Consider the following 23,225-nt stretch of genomic DNA (forward strand, 5'->3'; position numbering starts at 1 on the left):
GCTTTAGCGCTGCGCCGCGCTTTGCGTGACTCTCCGCGGGTCAGGGCCTCAGCATCCTCGACCGCCGGGCCCAGTGACGTATGGAATGGCCATCATCCTCGCGGTCACTCGCCCCGACTGGCACAAAGTGCCACCAGGCCGTCTGCGGCTCCGACAGAGCTGAACGGCTCCTCGCCGCCGTTCATGGGGATCTCCGCGAGCAGGCGGCCGTCGGCTGCGAAATTACCAATCATAGGCACCGCGACCGTGCGCGCGTCGCAGTCCATTTGGAATTTGAACAAGGTGAACGGACCGGGCAACTCGCGACCATGATCCCCGAGCTCGACCGTGTCGGCGTTCACGCCCTTGACCCAAGTCGTTGCGACAGCGCCGTTGCGGGTCATCGCGGCCAAGTTCACATACAGGTCGACATTTCCGTCTGGACCGTTGACCGTCGTGGCGAAAGTCCAGTCGGCGTCGAGGGCGTCCCGGCCCGCCGCGGCAAGCGCAGCATTCCGTGGCCCGGGCGGTGACGCCGCCCCTTGCGCCGTGCCCGACAACTGTCCCTGTGGACAACGCTCCAATGTGTAATCCTCGCCCGGTCGGTCGATTGCCAGGGTGCCGTCACCCAATGTCCAAGTCTCCACGAACCGCCCCTCGGTAAACTCGTATTCGACCTTGATTTGCTGGTCGCTCAGTTCCTCGACCTTGACCACCTTGCCGCCGTCGATGTCGTTTGCGGTCACCGTCTTCGTCGTAATCCCCCGGCCGCACTCTTGCTGGGAGAGGCCCCACACGCCCTGGAAGGGGCCGGGGATCGAAGCTTCGCCCGTGGTTTCCGCCTGGTTGCCCGTGTCGGTCACGGCGTCACCGGTTGCGCCTGGTCCACTGCAATACATCAGCATTAGGACCAGCAGCAGAATGACCACCGACGCGCAGCCAATGTCCCTCGACTGCGTACCGAGGATCCCGCTCCAGAACTGGAAGCCGCAGTGACGGCAACGCTTGGCACTCCGGCGTACGTCGGCGTGGCATTCCGGGCAGGTCTTGAGCGGCTCGCTCGGCGCTGCCTTTGGCTGCCCGGCGCGCGGCTTTGATCCTGGCGCCGGCCTGACTGGCACGTCATCGGCGCGCGCCAACTCCCGCGACGGAAACAGTTTCAGCTTGGCGTCATACGCGCGTCGCTTCACCGGGCTTTTGAGCACGGCATAAGCAGCGTTGATGTCCCGGATGCGCTGGTTATCGCCGGCACGGTCAGGATGGTATTTTCGAATGAGCGCCTTGTACGCTGCCTCGATCACTTCCTGCTCGGACGCGGGGTCGACCCCCAGGACTTCGTAATGGTTGGGCATGGGGTTCCTCTCCTGGGGCTGACGCGAGTCAGCCCCTCACAGCAATGACGTTTATGTTGAGTATATACCACATTGGTAGCTGCGCATTTTGCGCTGCCGAGGGCCCCACATGGGCGTGCGGAGGCCCTCGGCGTTCGGGCAGTGCAGAAAGCTACAGCAGCTTGATCAGGCGGTGCTGCGCGTCACGGTCGCCCTCGATGTAGCGCTCCGTCGTGGTCAGCGCTCGGTGGCCGGCCAGCTCCTGGACGTCGCGCAAGCTGCCCCCGGCCCTGTGCACTGCCCGCGCCGCCCCCGTGATGAACGTGCGCCGGCCGGAATGGGAGGAGCAGCCCGTCAGCCCCAGCTCGTCATACACTTGTCGAAACCAGTTGACGATTGAGCGGGGCTTCAAGTGGCTGCCGCGGCGCGACTGGACGACGGGACCAAAGCGCGGGCCGCCACAGTGAGCATGATGTACCTCGAGCGCCAGCTTCAGCTCAGGGTGAACTGGTACGTGCCGCCCCCGCCCGTTCTTGGCGATCCTACCGCTGATGGCGACCGTCGTGCTGATCCTGCCGCTCGGGGTCATGACCATGCGCCAGTCGAGCCCGGCAATTTCGCAAGCGCGCATGCCGGCGCGAAAGCTCAGCAGCACAATGACCTTGTCCCTCGTTCCCTGACGCCCCTTGCCAGCGCGCACCGTCAAGCGGCGCGCGTCGACGGGCGCCAGCACCTTAGCTGGCGTGACCATAGATCCTCGCATGTTGTGAAGCCGCGTCGCTCAAGCGGCAGCCATGAAAAGCGACAGTCAAATCATAGCAAAAAATGCGCTGCGGGTCAAAATATTGGCGGAAAACTCGGCTTTTTGTCGCGTGAAGACCTTCACGGCCCTTGCGAGCTTCAAGGACGGTTTAGGCGGTGAACGACGGCCCCCGCCGCCGCTTGCGCCAGTGTACGCAGCAACGATCCTGGGTTAATATGCGCGGGCTCGGAAACAGGGGGGCCAGCGATGGCGAATACTCGGGCTTGGACGAAATGCATGGTGCAGCGTGTCGCGCGCGCTTCGCGAGGGTGCGTCGCTGCCCTCTTGGCCATGGGGCTGGCCGTCCCCGCTTTCGCGGCGCCGTCGGTGACGCCGAGCGAGCGGGTCAAGCGCAATGTTGTCGTTCGCCCCGCTCCCGATAGCGATGACAAAGTCGCCGGCTTGTTTCCAGGCGACACGGCCGAGCTGATCGACGAAATTCCCGGCTGGTATCACGTCCGGCTGTCGGACGGCCGCACGGGCTACGTCAGCAAGTCCTGGACCATTCTTTCCGGTGACGTGCCGCCCCCTGCATTGGCTGCCACCACCGGGCCAGTGAAAGTGCATGTCATCGACATCGGCACAGGGTTGGCAACGTTCATCGAAGGCCCCGGCTTCACCATGCTGTATGACGCGGGCAGCCAGGACGACCTAGCGGATGGCCCCGACAACCGGGTGCTGGCTTACATCAAGTCAGTCAGACCGGACGTGGTCGCTATCGACCACCTGGTGCTGAGCCATCCGCACAAGGATCACCTCGAGCTGATGCCGGACCTATTCGACCGCTTCGTGGTTCGAAACGTGTGGGACTCTGGAACCGTGAACAGGACGCGTGGCTACTGCCGGTTCCTGAAGAAAGTCGAAGCCGAGCAGGGCGTTCAGTATCATGACGCCCTCGCCACTGGCGGCATTCACTCCGTCGCGTTCACTGGCAAGAACTGCTCCGGCACCGTGAGCATCCCGCAAGCGGCCAAAATGACCGACCAGCCCGTCACCATCGGCCCGGGCACGACGATGACGATCCTCTATCGCAACGCCGATCCCCACCCCGACCCCAATGAAAATACCGTGGTGGTCAGGCTGGATCACGGCAACAACAGCGTCTTGCTCGCGGGCGACGCAGAGGGTGGTGGCCGCCTCACGCCAGTGATCAACGCTGCTGGCCAAAGCGTGATGCCGCCGTCCCCGCCATCCAACGGCACGATCGAAAAGGAGCTGCTCGACTGCTGCGCCGCCATGCTCAAGGCCAACGTTCTTATCGTCGGCCATCACGGCAGTTTGACCTCGTCGCGGAAGCCCTTCCTGGAGGCAGTGGGGGCGTCGATCTACGTCATTTCCTCGGGTCCGCACCCTTACAGCAAGAAGGTCCTGCCCGATCCCGAGGTGGAGGACGCGCTTCGCGCCCGCGGGTCCCTGTTCCAAACGGACATCGATGACGATGCGTGCGAAGCGGATGAAACCAAGATCGGCCCGGACAATGATGAAAGCCCCGGCGGCTGCGACAGTGTCATTGTCACCGTGCCCACGACGGGCCAGCCGACTGCTCAGTACAACCGCAGTGCGGATTGACGGACCAAACATTTGACTTTGAACATATAGCGCAACGACCCTGTTTCGGGTCGGTGGAAAGCCGCGCCACAAAATTGGCGCAGCGCGACACGTTTGAAAAAACGAATAGTGGGGATTGAGCCCGTAGACTGTGTCAGTCCCTGCCAAGGATGCCGGGGATGATGAGGTTGCTATGAATGAAGTGACATAGACAAGCACATTGTCAGCGCTTTTGCTTCACCACGACCTTGCAGGGTCGAAAATGCCTGCTGCCGTTCATCATCCTGAGCAGCCGCCAGGTCATCCGGACATCCGCGGACGACGGTGCCGTCTCTGTCCGCGCCCACGACGCAAACTGGCGCTTCATCCGGGCCAGGATCTGGTTTTTGAGGTGCCGCCCCGGCGGCCCGACGGTGAACAGCACGTCCCCGAATTCGACATGCGACAAAAGCTCGGCCAACCGGGACGCCGACCCTCGCGGCAGTTTTGAGTCCCGGAAAACGCGCTCGCTGATCCCTTTCGGATCGGGCAGGACGCGCTTGGCGCGGGAGGGATATTTTACGAGGTACCCGGCCACCCTCGCGACGGAGACTTCGGTCCGGCGGATGGGCTTGATGACCACGCTGCGGGCATTGAGGAAGTTCGGGAAGGCCCGGGACTCGCAAAGCTTGTCCTGCACTGTCTTTGACCGAAACTTTGTCCCTGGTTGCGCCCAGGCGTAGACGTGAACGTGCCCTGCCAGCCGCCGCCCAGGTTCACCGGTGAGGTTCCTCAGGAGATCCACTTCAACGATCCCGATGCCGTGGAGGCCAAGCCGCCCGATGCAGAGACGGACGGCGTTTTTCAACGAAACCAGGTCGAGCACTGGCTCCCGTTCCCACGTGAAGCCCGCATCCCATGCAAAGGTGAGGAAGTACCGCTTGCGCTCCTCGTCCGCCGCGAAGTCTCGGAGGAATGCTTCGACGAAACCGTCGAATGCCGCAGCCCGGACGTGCTTGTTGCTCCAGAGCTTTCGCCCCTCGGGCCGGTCATGAACGATGGTCCGGAGGAATCTGACCTGACTGGAGTCAGCAAGCTTCCAACGGATGGTGTCGCGGCTGAATGCGCCGAGAAAGTCGGCCTGGCGAAAGAGGAAGCGGGACTGGGCGATTCCCCTCGCGGCCTCGGCCATGGTTATTCCGCGCGGAAAGGTGCGGCGGGTCAATGCGCCGTATCAGTTGGACAATGGCGGCGAACCGGGGCGGCCGGCGATGAACGCGTTGATGCTGTTCCGGCTGATCATCCTTCGCGAGCCGATCGACATGGTCGCCAGTTGCTCAGCGCCGATCAGCTCATACAATTTCGTCCGGCCGATCCCCAGCTGCGCCATGGCGTCGTTGACGGAGACGAAAGAGTCGTCGGGAAACAGCTCGGCGGAGCCGGCGCCCAGCTTAGCAAGCTCCCGATCGAGATCCGCCGCTGAGAATTTAAGGCCGTCAAAAAGCCGCCGCTTCGTCGGACCCCCGCCTGACCGGGTAATGACTGCGCGCCCCTGTCCCCAATCCCAGAACTGGAGATCGGTGGCAGGGTCCCGGCTGCGCCATTCGCTGCGCGGGACATTGCAGGACGATCGGAGACCCCTGGGCTTTGCCGGCAGTTGAAAATTGACGCGACCAATGACGAGCCAGCTCGTGTCGAACATGGCGGTCACCCTTCCATCCACAAGCCAGTCGAGGAGCTCGAACTTGGCTTGGGCGGGGCTACGAATCGCGGTCGCCACCCGGTCAAGCGCGACGCCTGCGCTGATCCAATCAGTCTGCTCTAAACTATCCATTCATTGGGATAGACGCGCGTCGATCGGATATCCGGAGCTGGATTCGTAAAAGCAACGGCGGGGGCCTTGTCGCGGAATTGTCCGCATATGTTCGCGTTTGTTCGCACCCAGTTTTGCAGTGAAATTGCAGTAAGTTTTATAGGGCCACTGACCCAGCGCTACCAGCGCATTGAAATGGTTGGTGACCCCAACGGGACTCGAACCCGTGTTTTCGCCGTGAAAGGGCGACGTCCTAGACCGCTAGACGATGGGGCCGCTCCAAGAAGCGGAGTGCGCGTTAAGGGAGCCGTCCGCTGGGGTCAAGCACGGCTGCATCCTCAAGGTGCATCTCGGCATAATTGCCCCCGTTCCACTCGTCGCGCTTGATGGTTCCCGCGAGCCACCAGCGCCGGTCGCCCGACGACGACAGCAACGCCTGCCCGAGCTCGGTTTCCGCGATCCGGAAAGCGATCCACTTGAAGCTCTTCCCATCGTCGCCGCAGGCGAATCCACGCACGTGGCCGTCGCCGACGACGCCCGTCTTCAACAGCCGCGCAGGGCCGGCCGCAACGCGGGGAGCGGGCCATCCGGCACCATAGGGACCCGCCGCGTCCAGGGCATCGCAGAGATTCGCAACGACGCCGCCGGGCGCCAGGATCGCATCCAGCAGGAGTGCCCGCCCATCGAGAGCACGCTCCACATCTGACGCCAGGCGTTCGCTGATGAAGTCGCGAAAGGCTTCAAGGCCCCCGGGCGCAAGCGTCAATCCTGCTGCCATCGCGTGACCGCCGCCCGCGACCAGCAGGCCGCTGTCCTTCGCCGCAAGTACCGCCGCACCGAGATCGACTCCACCAATGGACCGGCCGGAGCCCTTTCCAGTGCCGTCCTCGGTCTCGGCAATGACGATCGCGGGGCGGCCGAAACGCTCCTTCACGCGTCCGGCCACGATGCCGATCACGCCCGGGTGCCAACCTGGCGCCATGACGGTCAGTACGGGGGCGCCGTTCAACTTGTCGGCCTGCTCGAGCGCCTGCTCGCAAACCTGCATCTCGATGGCTCGGCGTTCCTCGTTAAGGCGGTCCAGCTCTGCAGCGATGGTCCGCGCCTCTTCCGGATCCGTGGAGGTGAGCAATCGAACGCCGAGGTCAGACTTGCCGACGCGCCCGCCGGCATTGATTCGCGGTCCTAACGCGAATCCGAGATCGCGGCAGCTCGGCGGCTTCACCAGCCGCGCCGCCTCGGCGAGGGCGGTCATGCCGATGTTCTGGCGAGCGGCCATGACCCTAAGGCCCTGCGTGACGAAGGCCCGATTGAGCGTGTGGAGGCGCGCCACGTCCGCGACCGTTCCAAGCGCGACGAGATCGAGGAGGTCGATCAGCCTGGGCTCTTCGCGGTCAGCAAAAAAGCCGCGCCCGCGCAGCTCGCGAACGAGCGATACAGCCAGGAGGAACGCCATTCCGACCGCAGCGACGTGGCCATGGGCCGCTCCAACGTCACCCTCGTCCAGCCGGTTCGGATTGATCATGGCATGTGCGACCGGAAGCAGGGTTGCGCACTGGTGGTGATCGACCACGACCACGTCGAGATTAACGTCTTTCGCCTGCTGCAGGGCCTCGAAGGCCTGAGCGCCGCAATCCACGGTGACGGCGAGACTTGCGCCGCGCTGCTTCAGTTCGACTAGCGCCCTGCCCGACGGGCCGTATCCCTCCATCAGCCGGTCCGGAATGTAGACCATTGGCTCGACACCGAGCTGGCGTAGAAGCAGGACCAGGAGCGCCGAGCTAGTCGCGCCATCGACATCGTAATCGCCGAAGATTGCGATCGTCTCGCCTGACTGGACGGCGTCGGCGAGCCTCGCGGCGCCCTTGTCCATGTCCTGAAACGCCGAGGGATCGGGCAAGAAGTCGCGGATGGTCGGCTTGCGGTGGCGCTCGAGGTCGTCGCGCGGAACGCCGCGTGCGAGCAGAAGCTCGTCCACCAGCGCATCCATCGTCAAACCAGGCTCGCCCGAGCGGCGCCACTTCCATGGCTGCCCTGCGGCCGAGCGCTCCACCCCAAGCGCGAACATCATGAGCCCATATCTAGCAGCAGATCGCGCAACTTGCGCGCCTCACCCCTGGGGATTGCGGGGATGGAATGGCCTGTCATGCCTCCACCCGCGACGCCGAACTGGAGCCAGGCGATGCCGAAAGCGCGGGTGATGAAATTCTCGCGCAGGTCGACGCTCTGGATCCTGCGTGCCGGCAACACGGTCGTCCGCCGGTTCCACCATCCGGTGCGCACCAGGATCCGGTCGCCATCCAGGGCATAGGCCGTTCGAGACCACGCTAGCCAGCGCATGGCGAGAAAGCCTCCCAGACCCGCCAGGATTGCCACTCCGACCAACGGTTGGAAGATGAAGTTGACGAGGGCAACCAGCAGAAGCGGCGAAAGAGCGATCGCGAAAGCGACGACGAATGCGCTCGAAACCCTGATCCAGCCAGGTCGTCGAGGAACCGGCGCCCATGCCATTTCGCCTAGGATCAGGCTCACTTCCCCGTCACGCGCCAACGGAGCGAGTACGTGCGAGCCGCGGCTGCTCTCGTCTTTGGCGAGGCTCTGAACGCGAAGCTCCCGCCAGCGCAGCCAATCCTTCACCGGACCGCTCGCGATCACGGCAGCCTGAGCGCGGCTAATCGGTAAAGTCACGTCGGTGCGGGTCAGCAGGCCTCGCCGCCGGCGCAATCCGACTCCGGTCTTGTCGAGCCGAAAGCCGAAATCGGTCAGCACGGTCCGGACGATGCCTGTCGCCGCGCCGACCAAAACCAGAACGGCGGCGCCGGCGATGGCAGCAGCCACCCGGTGGGCGAAAATAAAATCACGAAGAGGGTCGCTGGCGCTGAGCAAGCCCATCCAAAAATCCGGATCGAACGGGTTGAAGCCGAGAACGTCTCCGAACGTCTGCGTCAGGCCGAACAGGCCGGCGAAGATCGCGAGAGAGAAGTTGAACGCCCCGGCAAGAAGTAGGCGTCCGAACCCCATCGAATAGACTGGCTCCGCGCTTGCTTCAGGCACGTCTCGAACGGTCGATGCCTGACCTCTCCGCGACCGGACGAGCGCGCGTAGCTCCTCCGCCCGTTCGAGACTGATGGAATGCAGAACGCCCTCTTCTTTTCCGCCAGACCCGCCGGTTTCGAACTGGACGCGCGCGAGTCCCAGCACACGGGCGAGCGGACCTTGGGTGATGTCGACATCCTGGATGCGATCGAACGGGATCGACCGGTGCGTCCGGCTCAATATCCCGCTGTCGATGCGGATCTCATTCTCGCCGACGCGGAACTGGAATCGCTGCCAATAGACGAAGACGCTGATCGCCATGAAAGCGAGCAGGATGGCAATGGTGACGAGAGCCGATCCCAACCTGCCGGACACCGCCAGATAACCAATAGCCGCATAGCCGCCGGCCATCCCGCGGAGCGACTTGCCGAGGCCGGTCAGCAGGAAAAGCGGATGGAGATGCTCCGGCGGGCCGACCGCCGCATCGTCACGCGAAGTCGGTTCGGACATGTTCGCGGATGATGTCGCGGATCTCGGCCGCGCGCTCGGGTTTGAGGCCTGGTAGGGTGACAATGCTGTTGTGAGTGCCGGCGGTGTGCACGACGAGGGTCGCAACTCCGAACATCTTTTCGAGGGGTCCGCGGGTGACATCGATATGCTGCACCCGCACCAGCGGGACGACGGTGTCCACGTGGAAGAGCCACCCGCGCACTACTTGAAGAAGTCGCTCGGTTAGCCGGTAATGCAGGCGCCGGTAGATCCGCTGCGGAGCGGTCGAGAGGAAGGCCAGAGCGATGATCGGGACTCCGAAGGTCGGGAGATTCGCTACCGGCGTAAGCTCCAGAAAGGCCCGATCCAGTATCCCGCCGATAACCCAGAGGATCAGCCAGAAGACGGACATCCGAACTCGCAGCACGTTCTTGTAGCCAGGCTCAACCGGCTCAAGCCCTATTTCGTCAGCAGTCGTCAGGTCCGATTGCATGCCCCCTCCGTCCGTGTCTTGTTCACGAACCTGGCGCTTGCCGCAATGGCTCGCAGGAACCTAGCAGCGCTTCGTGCTTAATGCCGTCAGGAGATGCGGATGCGTCAGAATTGGCCCGAAGCGCTTTGGCTGGTACGTCACGGGCAGAGCCAAGGGAACGTTGCTCGTGATGCGGCCGACGAGGCTGGACTTCACGAGATCGATATCGACGTGCGGGATGTCGACGTTCCACTATCGAACCTCGGCCACAGCCAGGCGGAGGCGACCGGCCGCTGGTTCGCCGCTTTGCCTGCGGCGGAGCGGCCGGAAGTCATCCTGACGTCGCCCTATTTGAGAGCGCGGCAGACCGCCGAAGCAATCTGCAAGGCGGGCGGCATGAGCGGGCCGGTGAAGCTTGTCATCGACGAGCGGCTGCGCGAGCGCGAGTTCGGGATTTTCGATCGCCTGACGAGCCTCGGGATTCGCGACAAATTTCCGGAGGAAGCGGCGCACCGATCGAAGCTTGGAAAATTCTACCATCGGCCCCCGGGCGGCGAGAGCTGGGCCGACGTCATCCTTCGGCTCCGCTCGGCGATGAACACGATCAACCTGCACTATTGCGACCGGCGCGTGCTGATCGTCTGCCACCAGGTCGTCGTGCTGTGCATGCGCTACATCCTGGAGGAGCTGACCGAGCCGGAGATTCTAGCGATCGACAAGAAGGCTGAAATCCTGAACTGCGGCATTGTCCGCTACGACTTCGAGCCGGATGCCACCGGCGTCTGCGTTCCGAAATTGGAGGTCTGGAATCACGGCGCTCCGCTCGAAGCGGAAGGCGCCGCCAAAACCGCCGAGCCGGATGCGATGACGGGAACTCGATGAGGCAAGCTCGCGGGAAGCCGCTCAATCGATCGACCCTCAAGGGCTTTGCGCTGCCTCCCGTCGTCGACGGCGACAAGGAGACGAAGGGTCGCATCCTCGTCGTGGCCGGCAGCCGCGAGGTCGCGGGAGCGGCGCTACTGACAGCGACCGCGGCGATGCGCGCAGGCGCCGGCAAGCTTCGCATGGCCACAGTCGATAGCGTTGCAGTGCCGACTTCACTGGCAATGCCCGAAGCGATGGTCGTCGGACTGGCGGAAGCGCGCGACGGCGGCTTCACCCGGAGGGCGGTGCGCCAGCTTCGCGAGCAAGCCGACAGTGTCGACGTCGTCGTCGCTGGGCCAGGCATGGCAGTCGCCCAGACATGCGCCGCGCTTGCCGAAGCGTTGATCGAGAGCTCGGCGGCGGTCGTTCTGGACGCTGCGCTTTTGCATAGCCTCAAGGCCGTGGAGTCGGACCGGCGCCGCCTGCCACCCATCCTGCTTCCTCATTCAGGAGAGCTGGCGTCCCTTCTCGAATGTGAGGAAGAGGAAATCGAAGCCGACCCCATCGGTTGCGGCGTTCGGGCAGCCCAACGCCATGCGGCCATCGTTCTCGTCAAGGGTGTGACCAGCCATGTCGTCACCCCGGACGGCAAGGCCTGGACCTACGAAGGCGGCGCGCCGGGACTCGGTGTTTCCGGAAGTGGCGACACGCTGGCGGGCATTGTTGGCGGCTTGCTCGCGCGCGGAGCGGATCCCCTCACCGCTCTGCTTTGGAGCGTCCTCCTGCACGGAGAGGCGGGCGAAGTACTGTCGCGAAAGGTCGGACCGATTGGCTTTCTCGCCCGCGAAATCCCGGACGAAATCCCGGAGTTGCTCGCCCGCTGATTATTCCGGCGTCGAGTGGCGCTCCAACTCGTCACCGATCAGGCGAACGACGTGCAACACGTTGGTCGACCCAGCTGTGCCGAACGGAATGCCGGCCATAATCACGATGCGATCGCCTCCGGTCGCCAGATGATGGCGCAAGGCCATGCGCTTGGCCTTGCCGACCATTTCCTCGAACGCCGACACATCGCGTGAGTGGACGGAGTGGACACCCCACATCAAGCCCATGCGGCGGGAGGTCGTTTGCGACGGACTCATCGCCAGGATCGGGACCGGAGGCCGTTCGCGAGCAATGCGGCGGGCCGTCGACCCCGACTTGCTGAAGACGACCATTGCCTTGGCGTTGACCGTCCCCGCGATCTGGCGCGCCGAACCGGACAAGGCGTCCGCGATCGTCGGTTCGAGCCGCGTCTCGGTAAAGTGGATGCGCGACGAGTAAACCGGGTCGGACTCGACGCTCGTTGCGATGCGATCCATCATCGACACCGCCTCGATCGGATACTTGCCGGCGGCGCTTTCCGCCGAAAGCATCACCGCGTCGGTGCCGTCATAGATTGCCGTTGCAACGTCGCTGACCTCTGCCCGCGTCGGCGTCGGCGAAGTGATCATCGATTCCAGCATCTGCGTCGCGACGACGACGGGCTTACCGAACTGACGAGCCGTCGCGACGATGCGGTTCTGCAGCGGCGGAACGTCCTCGGGAGGAAGCTCGACGCCCAGATCGCCCCGGGCGACCATGACGCCGTCGGCCAGTGCGATGATGTCCGTCAGACGGTCGATCGCGGCCGGCTTCTCGATCTTGGCCATCAAATTGGCCTTCTCGCCGATCAGCGAGCGCGCCTCGGCGACGTCTTCGGGGCGCTGCACGAAAGAAAGCGCAATCCAGTCGGCGCCCTGCTCCAGCGCGAATTCGAGATCCGACTTGTCCTTCTCCGTCAGTGCCGGGATCGGGACGACGACGTCGGGGACGTTGACGCCCTTGTTGTTGGAGACGGTCCCGCCGACAACGACCTCGGCGGTGATGCTGGTCTCGCCGCATTTGACCACCTTCAGCCGCACCTTGCCGTCGTCGATCAACAAGCGGTCGCCGGGACCGATCGCCGCGAACAGCTCGGGATGCGGGAGCTCCATCCGCTTGGCGTTGCCAGGCTTATTCTCCTGGTCGAGGACGATCTCTGCCCCCTTCTCGAGAACAGCGGAGCCGCCCTCGAAGCTGCCGACGCGAAGCTTTGGCCCCTGAAGATCGAATACGATCGTCGTTGGGCGCTTCAGCTCCTTCTCCAGGTCGCGGATGGCGTCCACCAGCTTGGCCTTCGACTTCTGGTCGCCGTGGCTCATATTGATCCGGAAAGCGTCGGCCCCGGCGATCATCAGCTTCTTGATCATTTCCGGCTTGCTGGACGCGGGTCCCAGCGTCGCAAGGATCTTCACCTTTCGGGCGCGCGGTCGAAGCTGGTCGGTCACTGGCATCCTCTCATATGGCGAGGGCAATAACGCCTCGCGCCCGACGTTCAACCGGCTTGAGCGACTGCTTTGGCTCGCTTACAGCCACTGCGAATCCCTGAACGGAGGCAAGTGACAGATGGCGGAAGGTACCGTCGCGGCCGATCAGCTGCGGCTATTCATCGAGCGAATTGAACGGCTTGAGGAAGAAAAGAAGGGCATCGCGGACGACGTGAAGGACGTCTACGCCGAAGCCAAGTCCAACGGATACGACCCCAAGATCATGCGGATGATCGTTCGTCTCCGAAGAATGGAAACGCACACGCGGCAAGAACAGGACGCGGTACTCGAAACCTATCGCGCCGCCCTCGGTCTCGCGTAAGGAACAGGCGGGACCTTTCGGGGTCCCCGAAAAGTACCACTCTTGGGGTAAAAATGGCAGGACATTCCAAGTTCAAGAACATCATGCATCGCAAGGGCGCGCAGGACAAAAAGCGCTCGGCGATGTTCTCGAAGCTCAGCCGCGAAATCACTGTCGCGGCCAAGATGGGCCTGCCCGACCCGGAAATGAACGCCCGGCTTCGCGCGGCCGTCCTTGCGGCCAAGGCGCAGTCGATGCCGAAGGACAATATTCAGCGCTCCATCGACAAGGCGTCAGGCTCAGATGCCGAGAATTACGAGGAGATCCGCTACGAGGGCTTCGGCCCCGGGGGCGTCGCGATCATCGTCGAAGCTCTCAGCGACAATCGCAATCGCACCGCGACCAACGTTCGGACTGCATTTTCGAAGAACGGCGGCAATCTTGGGGCTTCGGGCTCCGTGAGCCATGGGTTCGAGCGGCTCGGCCTGATCGAATATGGCGCGGGTGCCGGCGACGCCGACAAGGTGCTTGAAGCGGCGATCGAGGCCGGCGCCGAAGACGTCCGCTCGGACGAAGACGGCCACGAGATCTGGACATCGGTCGATACGCTTCACGAAGTCGCCAAGTCACTCGAAAGCGCGCTTGGTGAAGCGGAAGCGGTCAAGCTCGGCTGGAAGCCCGGCACCGAAGTCGAGGTTCGCGGCGACGACGCCGCCAACCTCATGAAGCTGATCGATACGCTCGAAGAGGACGACGACGTCCAGACCGTCTGGGGCAATTACGACGTTCCCGACGAGGAGTTGGAGAAGCTTGCCTAAGCTCCTCGGACTCGACCCCGGCCTCGGAACGACGGGCTGGGGCCTGATTCAGGCTGAAGGCAACCGCCTTTCCCACATCGCCAACGGGCAGTTGAAGACCGACTCCACGGCGCCGCTGCCGGACCGGCTTGCCGATCTGTCGCGCCAGCTGGATACGCTGATTTCCGAAATCAGTCCCGACGGCGCCGCGGTCGAGGAGGTCTTCGTCAACAAGAACCCGCAGTCGACTTTGAAGCTCGGCCAGGCACGCGGCGTCGTCCTGATGACCGCGGCCCGAGGCGGTATCCCCGTCGCCGAATATGCCGCTCGGCTGGTGAAGAAGGCGGTGGTCGGCAACGGCAACGCCGAGAAAGTTCAGGTCCACGCGATGGTCTCGCGCCTGCTTCCGGGAGCAAAGATCGCCGGCCCGGACGCCGCCGACGCGCTCGCGGTCGCAATCACGCATGCCCATCACTTGGCGAGCGCACGCCGTATCGCTTAAGCCTATGCGGACATGATCGCCCGCCTCACCGGAAAGCTCGTTGAAACCAGTGCCGACACGGCGATCATCGACGTTGGCGGAGTGGGATATCTGGTTCACGTCAGCGCGAGGACGCTCGATGCGCTCGGCCCGATCGGCGGAGAGATCCTGATCCTGACTGAACTTCAGGTTCGCGAAGACGCCTGGACCCTGTTCGGCTTCGGCTCCGCAGTCGAACGCGATTCCTTCCGCGCACTCACCTCGGTTCAGGGTGTTGGCGGACGGCTAGCACTGGCGATCCTGTCCGTTCTCTCGCCGGATGAGCTGGCCCGCGCCGTCAGCCAGCGCGACAAGGCAATGATCGGCCGCGCCAACGGCGTCGGTCCGAAACTCGCCGCCCGCATTGCAAACGAACTGCAGGGCAAACTGGGCGTCGCCGGTCTGGGCGCTTCGCTCGCGCCGACCCCAAGGGCAGGCGCCGCCTCCGACGCCTTGTCCGCTCTCGCGAATCTCGGTTTCAAGCCGGCGGAAGCAAGCTCGGCGGTAAACGCCGCGCAGGACGAACTCGGCCCAGATGCAAGCCTCGACGCCTTGGTGCGCCTTGCGCTTCGCAAAGCGTCGAAGTGACGCGGTCCGCGCCGCTCGCAATCCTTTTCGCGCTGCCCCTCGGTTCCTGCGCGGTGACGTCGACCGAATATTCGGCGATCGACACCTGCCTCAATGGCGGCAAGGCCTGGAATTACCGGTCGGCACGCTGCGAACAGGCCGCGGATGGACCCGTCGACCTCATCCGCGTCGACAAGTCCGAGCATCTCATGACCGTCTATCGCGACGGTCACGCAATCCGCGAATTCCGCGTCGCAATTGGTCGCGGCGATCCTGGGCCGAAGCAACAGCAGGGCGATGGGCGCGTCCCGGAGGGCGCCTACCGGATTACAGCGCACAACCCGAACAGCGCCTACCACCTATCGCTGCGCATCGGATATCCGACGCCCGAGCAAGTCGCCGCTGCCGCGCGCCGGGGTGTCAATCCTGGTGGCGACATCATGATCCACGGGCTTCCCAACGATCGCGGCTGGATCGGCGCGCGCCACGCGGCTGTCGATTGGACCGACGGGTGTGTTGCCGTGACCAACCGCGAAATGGACTGGCTCTACGGAGCAGTCGCGGATGGAACGCCGGTGGAGATTCGCGCATGACGAGCAGAACCGGCTCATGCCGCTGCGGACAGCCTGCGAGGCCGTCGATCGCATCCTGTGAAGGTCAGCCGCCCCAGGCCTCGCGATAAACGCGCAGGAAATTGCCACCCATCAGCTTCTCCAGCCGGGTCTCGCTCCACCCCCGCTTCTGCAGGTCCATCGCGACGCGGCGATATCGGTCGATGCTGTTGTAGTCGGCAACCATCGGCCAGACGTTGAGCCCTTCACCGGGGGCCGCGATGCCGGCCTTGATCCGCGCAGCCGCCCATTCGTTCAGCTTCTTGGTCGATTCCGCGTCGATCACTTGCGGCAGCGGACCATTGTCGGTGCCGATGCCGACGTGATCCTCACCGGCGACGTTTGCGACATGCTCGATATGCCGGAGCAGGTCGTCGCCCTTCGGATGGCTGTCGAGCGTCAGGAAGGGCATGAAATAGACGCCGACAACCCCGCCCTTGTCGGCAACCGCCTTGATCGTCTCGTCCGCCGTATTGCGCGGGTGGTCGGTCAGGGCGCGTGAGGCAGTGTGGCTGATGACCAGCGGCCGCTTCGCCAGCGCCGCCGCTTCCGCCATCGTCCGCGCGCCTCCATGACTGAGGTCGAGCAGCAATTTCTCCGCCTCGATCCGCTCGATCGTCGCCTTGCCGAGCTTCGACAGGCCAGCATTGGCCGGTTCGAGAGAGCCGTCGCCGGACAGGTTGCGGTTGTTGTAGGTCAGCTGGACGGTCATCACGCCGTCCTTCTTCATCTGCGCCAGCCGATCCAGCTCCGGCCCGACCATTGAGGTGTCCTGCGTGCCGATGAGCATGCCAAACTTGCCTTCGCGCTTGGCCTTCAGGATGTCGGCGGCGCTGCGGATCAGGATCAGGCGATCGGGGTTGGCGTTGACGATGTCCTGCTTGGTGGAAATGTCCTTCTGATAGTCGGACCACGGGTCCGCGACGTTGCCGACCGGCATCACAGTATCGCGGACGACGGTCACGCCGGTTGCGAGCATTTCCTTCCAGGCGCGGTCGGTCAGGCGGAGCTGCTCTTCGGGTCCATAGGGATCGCCAATTCCGCCCAGCCCGTCGATGATGATCGCGCGGTCGTACCAGCTGCTGGCCGAGCGCTTTTGCGCAAGTGCTGGCCCCGCGACCAATGCCGCTGCGCCCGTCGCGAGCAAAGTCCGTCGATCGACCTGCATATTCCCCCCGCAAGCTTGTGTCGGAAGCGACAGTAAGCGCCTTGTCGGCAGCCCGTCCATCTGCGAATCAAATTGCCGAGATGGCAACCGATCCAGCCCGAATCACGACGCCTGAGCGCACGACCGAGGATGCGGACGCAGCGCTTCGGCCGAAGAGCCTCGACGAGTTCATCGGGCAGCAGGCGGCCCGCGAAAACCTGCGCGTGTTCGTCAATGCCGCGAAGAGCCGGGGGGAGGCGCTTGATCACGTGCTGTTCCACGGGCCGCCGGGCCTGGGCAAAACCACCCTCGCCGGCATCCTGGCGCGGGAGATGGGCGTCGGATTCCGGGCAACCTCGGGGCCGGTCATCGCGAAGTCCGGAGACCTCGCCGCACTGCTGACCAACCTGGAGGACGGCGACGTCCTGTTCATCGACGAAATCCACCGGCTCAATCCGGCAGTCGAGGAAGTGCTCTATCCGGCGATGGAGGACCGCGCTCTCGACCTGATGATCGGCGAAGGGCCTTCGGCGCGATCGGTGCGCATCGACCTTCCGCGGTTCACGCTGGTTGGAGCGACGACACGACAGGGCCTTCTGACGACGCCGCTTCGTGATCGCTTCGGCATCCCCGTCCGCCTCAACTTCTACACCGTCGAAGAATTGGAGCACGTCATCCGCCGCGCCGCGCGCCTGCTCATCGTCGGCATCACCGACGACGGTGCCCGCGAGGTCGCGCGCCGGTCCCGGGGAACTCCGCGCATCGCCGGCCGCTTGCTCCGCCGCGTGCGGGACTTTGCCCATGCCGTGGGTGCGGATTCGATCGATGCCGGCGTTGCCGACAAGGCTCTGTCACGGCTCGAGATCGATGCGCTCGGCCTCGACGCGATGGATCGCCGTTACCTGACGATGATCGCCGATCTCTACGGCGGCGGGCCGGTTGGCGTGGAAACGCTCGCGGCGGGCCTCTCCGAGCCGCGCGACACGATTGAGGATGTGATCGAGCCCTACCTCATTCAGCTTGGCCTCATCGCCCGTACGGCACGGGGGCGCTGCTTGAATGGCCGCGGCTACACCCACCTTGGCCTCAACCCACCCGCCGGCGCACAAGCCGGCCTGTTCGATCCGGGAGCTGCCCCCAAGTGATCCGCACCGCATTGCTGACAGCCGCCGCCTTTGTGGCGACGACCCCCGCTTCGGCGCAAACCGCCCCTTCCGCAACCGTGGACTATTCGAGCGGAACGAACTGGCTTTGCCTCCCTGGCCGAGCCGACACCTGCTCGACGCCGCTGCCAACCACGGCCCTCAACGCCAACGGCTATGGCTCGGTCGGCCAAAGCGAGGTGGCCAAAGACCCGCGGCTCGACTGCTTCTACGTCTATCCCACGGTGTCGAATGACCGTGGTCTCAACAGCGACCTCAATGTCGACAATAGCGAGCGCAGCGCAGCGCAAGTGCAATTCGCGCGCTTCGCCGGAGTGTGCCGCACCTTTGCTCCCATCTACCGCCAGATGACTCTGGGGGCAGTCGCCGCGGCCGCTGCCGGAGCGGATGTCACGAAGCCAGCCATGCTGGCCTATTCGGACGTCTCCAATGCCTGGCGTACCTATCTCGCCAAGTACAACCAGGGCCGGCCCTTCGTGCTGATCGGACACAGCCAGGGGTCGCTGATGCTCCAGGAACTGATCAAGCACGAGATCGAGGGCAAGCCGATCACGCGTCAGATGCGTCTTGCCATCCTTCCGGGTTTCAATCTCTACGTTCCGCAGGGGAAGCGGGTTGGCGGCACCTTCAAGTCGACGCCCGTCTGCAGCTCGCCTTCGGAAACCGGCTGTGCCCTCAGCTGGGTCAGCTTCCGCGAGAAGAACGTACCGCCCGCCGGCGCGATTTTCGGGTTCGCTCCGGCTCCCGGCATGACCGTCGCCTGCACCAACCCCGCAAAGCCCGGCTCGACGGCTTGGGAAAACCTGGACAGTTACTGGAACACCCGGTTCGGACTTCCGATCCCGGGCGGGCCCATCAGCTGGTCGTCCGACGGAGCGCCGCCGACGCAATTCGTGCGCACCGACGGCCTGGTCTCGGCGCGCTGCGTCAATAACGGCCAGCTCGGCTACCTCTCGATCCGGACCAATCCGACGCCGAACGGCAAGCGCACCGATCGAGTCTACGGCGAGGTGGGCGTGCTGGGCATGTTCATCCCCGGATGGGGCATGCACCTCGCCGACGTCGCAGAGGCGCAAGGGGACATGATCCGTATTGTCGGCGACCTCAGCGCTCGATCCAGAACAGTTTCTCAACAGGCACGCTGAGCGCTTCGGCGAGTTTGATCGCCAGTAGCGCCGATGGCGTGAACACGCCGTTTTCGACGGTGTTGATGGTCTTGCGAGTCACGCCGACGCGCTCCGCCAGCTCGGCCTGGGTCAATCCGAGTTGGCCGCGATGATCCTTAAGGCTGTTGGCGAGCCGTTCAGGCATCCCGAAGCGCGTGCCGCTCCAGCCGGGCGAACGTGAGCATGGCAACCGCGATAGCCATCGTGAGAATGATGTGCACGGTGTCCCGGCCAGACACCGGCTCGAAGAGGTCGACCGCGTAGATGACGATCGCCGTCACGCAGGCCGCCCAAAAGCCGTTGACGAAGCCGGTCTTCCGATGCTCGCGCGTCGTCTCGTCATTCAGCAGTGCACGGACTTCCGCCGACCGCAACCATGCGCCGCCCGTGGCAAGCATCGCCAAAAGGACGATGGAAAGCACCAGCCATGCAGCGATCTTGAAATGACCGACGGCGCTGGCTGCGTCGTGACGGCTCGAAAAGTATGACGCCTGCTGCGAGAGGAAGACGATTGTGAGCACGAAAAGGACTCGCGCCCGCTTTCCGCTAAGCCTCTCGGCGATCTGATTGCTGGTCTCCGCCACTGCACTGCCCCTGTTGAAGTAACCTATGAGTTACATGTAACCTTAGCGTTACACGATCGTCAACCCCCGCATTTGCCCCGAGCGGCCTGCACCGTTAGGCGAATGGCATGAGCATTACAGAGCTCGATATCCCCTATCGCGGCGGTTTCGTCGGACCGGAGCATCACTTCGCGCTGACGGTCTATTTCGAAGACACGGACACGGCCGGCGTCGTCTACTACGCAAACTACCTGAAGTTCATGGAGCGGGCACGGTCGGACATGATCCGTGCCGTCGGCGTCGACCAGGCGGCCGCACTCAGAGGAGACGGAAGCGCCTATTTCGTCACCGAGGTCGCCATCAAATATCGCAAGCCCGCGCGGCTTGGCGACGATCTGGTCGTTGTCAGCACGGTCGAAGCGGTTCGCGCCGCCTCGGTCGACATTCAGCAGCGAGTCATCCGCGGAACGGAACAATTGACGGATGCGAGGGTGACAGCCGCCTACCTCGACCGCGATGGCCGGCCGCAACGCCAGCCGCGCGACTGGGTCGAGCGGTTCAACAGAATAACGACCGGGATGTGATGCGTTTATTGAGTTCGACATTCCTGCTCGCTGCCGCTGCCTTGGGGCCGACCAGCGCCGCGCAAGCGCAGTCCGGTGGGCAGATCGTCCTTGCGGTCCCGCAGTTTCCCACACCGAAGAACGTGAAGACCGACGGCGGCGAGACCGGCGTCATCGGCATTCAGATTTCGCAGCAAATCGCATCCGACCTGCGGACCACCCGGGCGATCTATCCAATGGGTCCCGACGGCCTGCGGCACTACACGCCGACGGAGGCGGGCGCCCCACTGTACCCGAACTGGGCAGGCATCGGCGCGGGTGCTTTGGTCACCGGCTACGTGCAGGCACGTGACGACGGCCGTATCAACGTCGTCTGCTACCTTTACGACCTGAAGTCCCGCCGCGAGATGACCCGCAAGGGATTTGCCGTGGCTGCCACAGAGTGGAAGCGTGCCGCGCACCGCTGCGCCGGCGCGTTCTACACCGCCGTCACCAACCGGCCTGGGCTATTCGACAGCCGTATCGCTTACGTCGCAGCGACGGGATCGCGGACGAAGCCGGTCAAGCGCATTGCCGTGATGAATTGGGACGGCACCGATCACAGCTACCTGACCCAGGGCGAAGTCACGGTTACCAGCCCGCGCTTGTCCCCGGACGGAGAGCATGTCGTTTACATGAGCTTCGCCGGTGGGATGCCCAACGTGCGCATCACAGACGCGGATGGCGGCAACGATCGTCCGCTCGTACAGTCCGGTGCAATGAGCTTTGCCCCCCGCTATTCGCCGGACGGCAGGCAAATCGTCTTTTCAATCGCCGTCGACGGCAACAGCGACGTCTACGTGGCCGATGCGAACGGCGGGATGCCGCGACGGCTGACCACTACGCCGGGAATCGATACCTCGCCGAGCTTTTCGCCCGACGGACGGCAGATCGTCTTCGAAAGCGACCGCTCAGGCACGCAGCAGGTTTATGTGATGAACTCGGACGGGTCGGGCCAGCGCAGGCTGAGCTTCGGCGGCGGATCGAACTCCTCGCCGGTCTGGAGCCCCGACGGGGAGCGCATCGCTTTCGCCCGCTGGACCGGCGCCAACATCAATATAGGGATCATGAACGCGAGCGGCGGCGACGAGAAGATTCTCACCAACGGCTGGCAGGATGAGGCGCCAACCTGGTCGCCCGACAGCGAATGGGTGATGTTCCAGCGCACGCTGCAGGGCTCCGGGATAGGCTCGCTGCAGATGGTATCGACCGCCGGAGGAGAGCCAAAGGCGGTCGCCACGCCGCAAGCTGCGGCGGACCCGAGCTGGTCGGGAGTGGTCCAATGATGCGTGCGTTGCTTTTGTGCTCGGCTCTCTTCCCGAGCGTGGCTTCGGCCCAGGGATATCAGCCCTATCCGTATCCGCCTGCCCCGCAGCAGGGATATCCGCAGCCGGGCCCCGGCTATCCCGCGGGCCCTGTGTTGGCCATCCCCGTGTTGGAGCAAGATTTGAGGATGAAGGCTGGCTCGGACACCGTTCGGTTTGGCCGCGACACCTATGTGCTCACGCCGCAATCGCAGGCGACACTGACGGCTCAGGCGCAGTGGTTGATCCAGCATCCGTTTGTGAATGCCAGCATCGAGGGTCACGCCGACGTCCGGCAAACCCGCGACTATGCTTTGGCGCTTGGTGAGCGGCGCGCAGCCGCAGTCCGGAATTATCTGATCGCTTCAGGCGTCCCGCCCGAACAACTCCAGATTGTCAGTTGGGGCCGGGAACGACCGACCGGCGATGCGGTCCACGATGCCACATGGTTGCAGAACAGCCGCGTGGTCCTGGTCCTGAAGCAGCCGCCCCCGCAGCCGGTTCAGCCCTGGATGCAGCCGCAACCCATTCCGCAGCCGCAACCGGGATATCGTTAGGCGGCGTAACGCTGGTGCGAGCCGAGCCAGGCGCGTGCCTGACGCTGGGCTTCGGCAATTTCGCGAGCGGTCATTTCGATCGCGATCTCCGCGCGGCACTGCTGCCCCCGAGTGCAACCATTGAGCGCGGCGAGATTGAACCACTTGTGTGCTTCGATAAGGTCGACCTCGATGCCCCCACGGCCGGTCGAATAGGTCACGCCAAGTTCGAACAATGCATCGACGTTGCCACGATCGGCATCGGCGAGGCGGCTACGGATCAGGAACTCCGCACTCTTCTGGCTAACTGCACCCACTTGAAGTCTCCCCCTTGGATGAGGCGACTTTCGGACCGGGATGGCAAACAAATGGTTAACGGCGTCGTGACGCCAAAGTCACACCCCCACGGCGATGTTGTCGATCAGGCGCGTGCGGCCGATCGTGGCTGCTGCAATCAGACGCATCGGACCCCCGGCGCGGTCGAGTGGTTCCAGCGATAACGCATTGACCAAAGCGAAATAATCGACACGCGAAAAGCCTGCGGTGAGCAGTTCTTCGCGTGCCTCGACAAGGACCGCACCGACGTCTTCACCGTCCAGAATTCGCTTCGCCGCCGCGTTAAGAGCCCAAGGCAACGCCAGGGCCCGCTGCCGCTCATCCGGCGAAAGGTACGCGTTGCGCGACGAGAGAGCCAAGCCGTCATCATCGCGGACCGTCGGAACGCCAAGGATCTCGATCCCCAGCTGCAAGTCCCGGTTCATGCGCCGGATGACGGCGAGCTGCTGAAAGTCCTTCTCGCCGAACAAGGCGACGTCCGGCCCCACCGCGCAGAGCAACTTGGCCACCACTGTCGCGACGCCATCGAAATGGCCCGGCCGCGCTTCGCCCTCCCAGCGCTCGCTCACGCCCTTTACACTGACGGTTGTCGAAAAGCCCGCCGGGTAGATTTCGCCGGGCCGCGGCAGCCACAGCAGGTCGCAACCGGCGGCCTCCAGCAGCGCCGCATCCTTCTCCTCCTGTCGAGGATAGCGGTCGAGGTCCTCGTTCGCGGCGAACTGGAGCGGATTAACGAAAATCGTCGCGGCAACGCGGTCGGCAACGCGCCTTGCCTCAGTGATGAGCGTCAGGTGCCCGGCATGGAGCGCCCCCATGGTCGGGACCAGCGCAAGACTCTTTCCCCCGGCCCTCAAGGCGATAAGGGCTGCCGGCAGCTGATTTGCTTCACGGATTATTTGCAAGGATTCAGAC

26 protein-coding genes and 1 tRNA gene are annotated in these 23,225 nt (G+C 64.1%); 13 read left to right on the forward strand and 14 right to left on the reverse strand.

Translation table 11 applies throughout. From position 1 onward, the window contains the following. Positions 1-104 precede the first annotated feature (104 nt). Positions 105-1,331 carry a DnaJ domain-containing protein gene (locus ABD928_RS06115; protein ID WP_345167097.1) on the reverse strand — a complete coding sequence of 409 codons (1,227 nt, stop codon included), beginning with the start codon at positions 1,329-1,331 and terminating at the stop codon, positions 105-107. Positions 1,332-1,482: 151 nt separating this feature from the next. Further along, the gene (locus ABD928_RS06120; protein ID WP_345167100.1) at positions 1,483-2,061 is read right to left on the reverse strand and encodes a tyrosine-type recombinase/integrase; all 579 of its coding nucleotides are present in this window, start codon (positions 2,059-2,061) and stop codon (positions 1,483-1,485) included. A gap of 258 nt (positions 2,062-2,319) precedes the next feature. Here ABD928_RS06120 and ABD928_RS06125 point away from each other — a divergent pair, with 258 nt between their 5' ends. Beyond that, entirely contained in the window at positions 2,320-3,681 is a 1,362-nt protein-coding gene (locus ABD928_RS06125) for an MBL fold metallo-hydrolase (protein ID WP_345167103.1), read from the forward strand. Between the two features lie 202 nt (positions 3,682-3,883). On the opposite strand, the gene ABD928_RS06130 is transcribed toward ABD928_RS06125, so the two are convergent. From ABD928_RS06130 to ABD928_RS06155, 6 genes are all read right to left on the reverse strand, one after another. Beyond that, entirely contained in the window at positions 3,884-4,831 is a 948-nt protein-coding gene (locus tag ABD928_RS06130; protein WP_345167106.1) for a hypothetical protein, read from the reverse strand. 42 nt (positions 4,832-4,873) lie between these two features. Further along, positions 4,874-5,473, reverse strand: coding sequence for a helix-turn-helix domain-containing protein (locus ABD928_RS06135; protein ID WP_345167109.1), 600 nt, complete (start codon positions 5,471-5,473; stop codon positions 4,874-4,876). Between the two features lie 179 nt (positions 5,474-5,652). Then, positions 5,653-5,728, reverse strand: a tRNA-Glu gene (locus ABD928_RS06140). A gap of 22 nt (positions 5,729-5,750) precedes the next feature. Continuing rightward, on the reverse strand, positions 5,751-7,523 hold the full coding sequence (gene recJ / locus ABD928_RS06145; protein ID WP_345167112.1) for a single-stranded-DNA-specific exonuclease RecJ: 1,773 nt from the start codon (positions 7,521-7,523) through the stop codon (positions 5,751-5,753). Further along, complete coding sequence (locus tag ABD928_RS06150; RefSeq protein WP_187713790.1) at positions 7,520-8,998, reverse strand: PH domain-containing protein; 1,479 nt, start codon at positions 8,996-8,998, stop codon at positions 7,520-7,522. The genes recJ and ABD928_RS06150 overlap by 4 nt, the downstream gene beginning before the upstream one ends. Then, positions 8,976-9,470 carry a PH domain-containing protein gene (locus ABD928_RS06155; RefSeq protein ID WP_345167116.1) on the reverse strand — a complete coding sequence of 165 codons (495 nt, stop codon included), beginning with the start codon at positions 9,468-9,470 and terminating at the stop codon, positions 8,976-8,978. The genes ABD928_RS06150 and ABD928_RS06155 overlap by 23 nt, the downstream gene beginning before the upstream one ends. 99 nt (positions 9,471-9,569) lie before the next feature. On the opposite strand from ABD928_RS06155, the gene ABD928_RS06160 reads away from it, so the two are divergent. Together ABD928_RS06160 and ABD928_RS06165 are read left to right on the forward strand one after the other, a co-directional pair. Then, positions 9,570-10,331 (forward strand): histidine phosphatase family protein, encoded by a 762-nt coding sequence (locus tag ABD928_RS06160; RefSeq protein WP_345167119.1) that lies wholly within the window; start codon positions 9,570-9,572, stop codon positions 10,329-10,331. Next, positions 10,328-11,197, forward strand: a complete 870-nt coding sequence (locus ABD928_RS06165; protein WP_187713788.1) for an NAD(P)H-hydrate dehydratase — start codon at positions 10,328-10,330, stop codon at positions 11,195-11,197. The genes ABD928_RS06160 and ABD928_RS06165 overlap by 4 nt, the downstream gene beginning before the upstream one ends. Here the strand turns inward: ABD928_RS06165 and pyk are convergent, their stop codons facing one another. Next, the gene (gene pyk, locus ABD928_RS06170) at positions 11,198-12,667 is read right to left on the reverse strand and encodes a pyruvate kinase (RefSeq protein WP_425569684.1); all 1,470 of its coding nucleotides are present in this window, start codon (positions 12,665-12,667) and stop codon (positions 11,198-11,200) included. Positions 12,668-12,779: 112 nt separating this feature from the next. Here pyk and ABD928_RS06175 point away from each other — a divergent pair, with 112 nt between their 5' ends. From ABD928_RS06175 to ABD928_RS06195, 5 genes are read left to right on the forward strand one after another with little or no spacing between them, the layout of a single operon-like run. Continuing rightward, entirely contained in the window at positions 12,780-13,022 is a 243-nt protein-coding gene (locus ABD928_RS06175; RefSeq protein WP_187713787.1) for a DUF2312 domain-containing protein, read from the forward strand. 53 nt (positions 13,023-13,075) lie between these two features. Then, positions 13,076-13,819 (forward strand): YebC/PmpR family DNA-binding transcriptional regulator, encoded by a 744-nt coding sequence (locus ABD928_RS06180; RefSeq protein WP_345167127.1) that lies wholly within the window; start codon positions 13,076-13,078, stop codon positions 13,817-13,819. Next, complete coding sequence (ruvC, locus tag ABD928_RS06185) at positions 13,812-14,300, forward strand: crossover junction endodeoxyribonuclease RuvC (protein WP_187713786.1); 489 nt, start codon at positions 13,812-13,814, stop codon at positions 14,298-14,300. Before ABD928_RS06180 ends, ruvC begins: the two co-directional genes overlap by 8 nt. A 12-nt stretch (positions 14,301-14,312) precedes the next feature. After that, entirely contained in the window at positions 14,313-14,906 is a 594-nt protein-coding gene (ruvA, locus tag ABD928_RS06190) for a Holliday junction branch migration protein RuvA (protein ID WP_187713785.1), read from the forward strand. Further along, complete coding sequence (locus ABD928_RS06195) at positions 14,903-15,478, forward strand: L,D-transpeptidase family protein (RefSeq protein ID WP_223276110.1); 576 nt, start codon at positions 14,903-14,905, stop codon at positions 15,476-15,478. Before ruvA ends, ABD928_RS06195 begins: the two co-directional genes overlap by 4 nt. 64 nt (positions 15,479-15,542) lie before the next feature. On the opposite strand, the gene ABD928_RS06200 is transcribed toward ABD928_RS06195, so the two are convergent. Beyond that, a complete protein-coding gene (locus ABD928_RS06200) occupies positions 15,543-16,664 on the reverse strand; it encodes a dipeptidase (RefSeq protein WP_345167133.1) in 1,122 nt (373 codons plus the stop codon). An 80-nt stretch (positions 16,665-16,744) separates the two neighbouring features. Between ABD928_RS06200 and ruvB the strand changes: the two genes are divergently transcribed. Together ruvB and ABD928_RS06210 are read left to right on the forward strand one after the other, a co-directional pair. Continuing rightward, positions 16,745-17,788, forward strand: a complete 1,044-nt coding sequence (gene ruvB, locus ABD928_RS06205) for a Holliday junction branch migration DNA helicase RuvB (RefSeq protein WP_345167136.1) — start codon at positions 16,745-16,747, stop codon at positions 17,786-17,788. Next, positions 17,785-18,951 carry a DUF3089 domain-containing protein gene (locus ABD928_RS06210; protein ID WP_345167139.1) on the forward strand — a complete coding sequence of 389 codons (1,167 nt, stop codon included), beginning with the start codon at positions 17,785-17,787 and terminating at the stop codon, positions 18,949-18,951. Before ruvB ends, ABD928_RS06210 begins: the two co-directional genes overlap by 4 nt. Here ABD928_RS06210 and ABD928_RS06215 read toward each other — a convergent pair. Continuing rightward, entirely contained in the window at positions 18,911-19,117 is a 207-nt protein-coding gene (locus tag ABD928_RS06215) for a helix-turn-helix transcriptional regulator (RefSeq protein ID WP_187713781.1), read from the reverse strand. The genes ABD928_RS06210 and ABD928_RS06215 overlap by 41 nt on opposite strands. Then, positions 19,110-19,556 (reverse strand): hypothetical protein, encoded by a 447-nt coding sequence (locus tag ABD928_RS06220; protein ID WP_187713780.1) that lies wholly within the window; start codon positions 19,554-19,556, stop codon positions 19,110-19,112. The genes ABD928_RS06215 and ABD928_RS06220 overlap by 8 nt, the downstream gene beginning before the upstream one ends. Before the next feature lie 107 nt (positions 19,557-19,663). Here ABD928_RS06220 and ABD928_RS06225 point away from each other — a divergent pair, with 107 nt between their 5' ends. Genes ABD928_RS06225 through ABD928_RS06235 form a run of 3 tightly spaced genes read left to right on the forward strand, consistent with a single transcriptional unit; the run spans position 19,664 to position 21,998 of the window. Further along, positions 19,664-20,119 carry a YbgC/FadM family acyl-CoA thioesterase gene (locus tag ABD928_RS06225; RefSeq protein WP_187713779.1) on the forward strand — a complete coding sequence of 152 codons (456 nt, stop codon included), beginning with the start codon at positions 19,664-19,666 and terminating at the stop codon, positions 20,117-20,119. Next, complete coding sequence (gene tolB, locus ABD928_RS06230) at positions 20,119-21,423, forward strand: Tol-Pal system beta propeller repeat protein TolB (protein WP_345167147.1); 1,305 nt, start codon at positions 20,119-20,121, stop codon at positions 21,421-21,423. The genes ABD928_RS06225 and tolB overlap by 1 nt, the downstream gene beginning before the upstream one ends. Further along, positions 21,420-21,998 (forward strand): OmpA family protein, encoded by a 579-nt coding sequence (locus ABD928_RS06235; RefSeq protein ID WP_345167150.1) that lies wholly within the window; start codon positions 21,420-21,422, stop codon positions 21,996-21,998. Before tolB ends, ABD928_RS06235 begins: the two co-directional genes overlap by 4 nt. Here ABD928_RS06235 and ABD928_RS06240 read toward each other — a convergent pair. Together ABD928_RS06240 and panC are read right to left on the reverse strand one after the other, a co-directional pair. Beyond that, complete coding sequence (locus ABD928_RS06240; protein ID WP_345167153.1) at positions 21,995-22,294, reverse strand: SEL1-like repeat protein; 300 nt, start codon at positions 22,292-22,294, stop codon at positions 21,995-21,997. The two genes, ABD928_RS06235 and ABD928_RS06240, sit on opposite strands and share 4 nt — an antisense overlap. A 78-nt stretch (positions 22,295-22,372) precedes the next feature. Then, complete coding sequence (panC, locus tag ABD928_RS06245; protein ID WP_345167156.1) at positions 22,373-23,215, reverse strand: pantoate--beta-alanine ligase; 843 nt, start codon at positions 23,213-23,215, stop codon at positions 22,373-22,375. Positions 23,216-23,225: the final 10 nt, after the last annotated feature.

Origin of the sequence: Sphingomonas daechungensis, assembly GCF_039543105.1 — a bacterium.
Lineage (GTDB): Bacteria > Pseudomonadota > Alphaproteobacteria > Sphingomonadales > Sphingomonadaceae > Sphingomicrobium > Sphingomicrobium daechungense.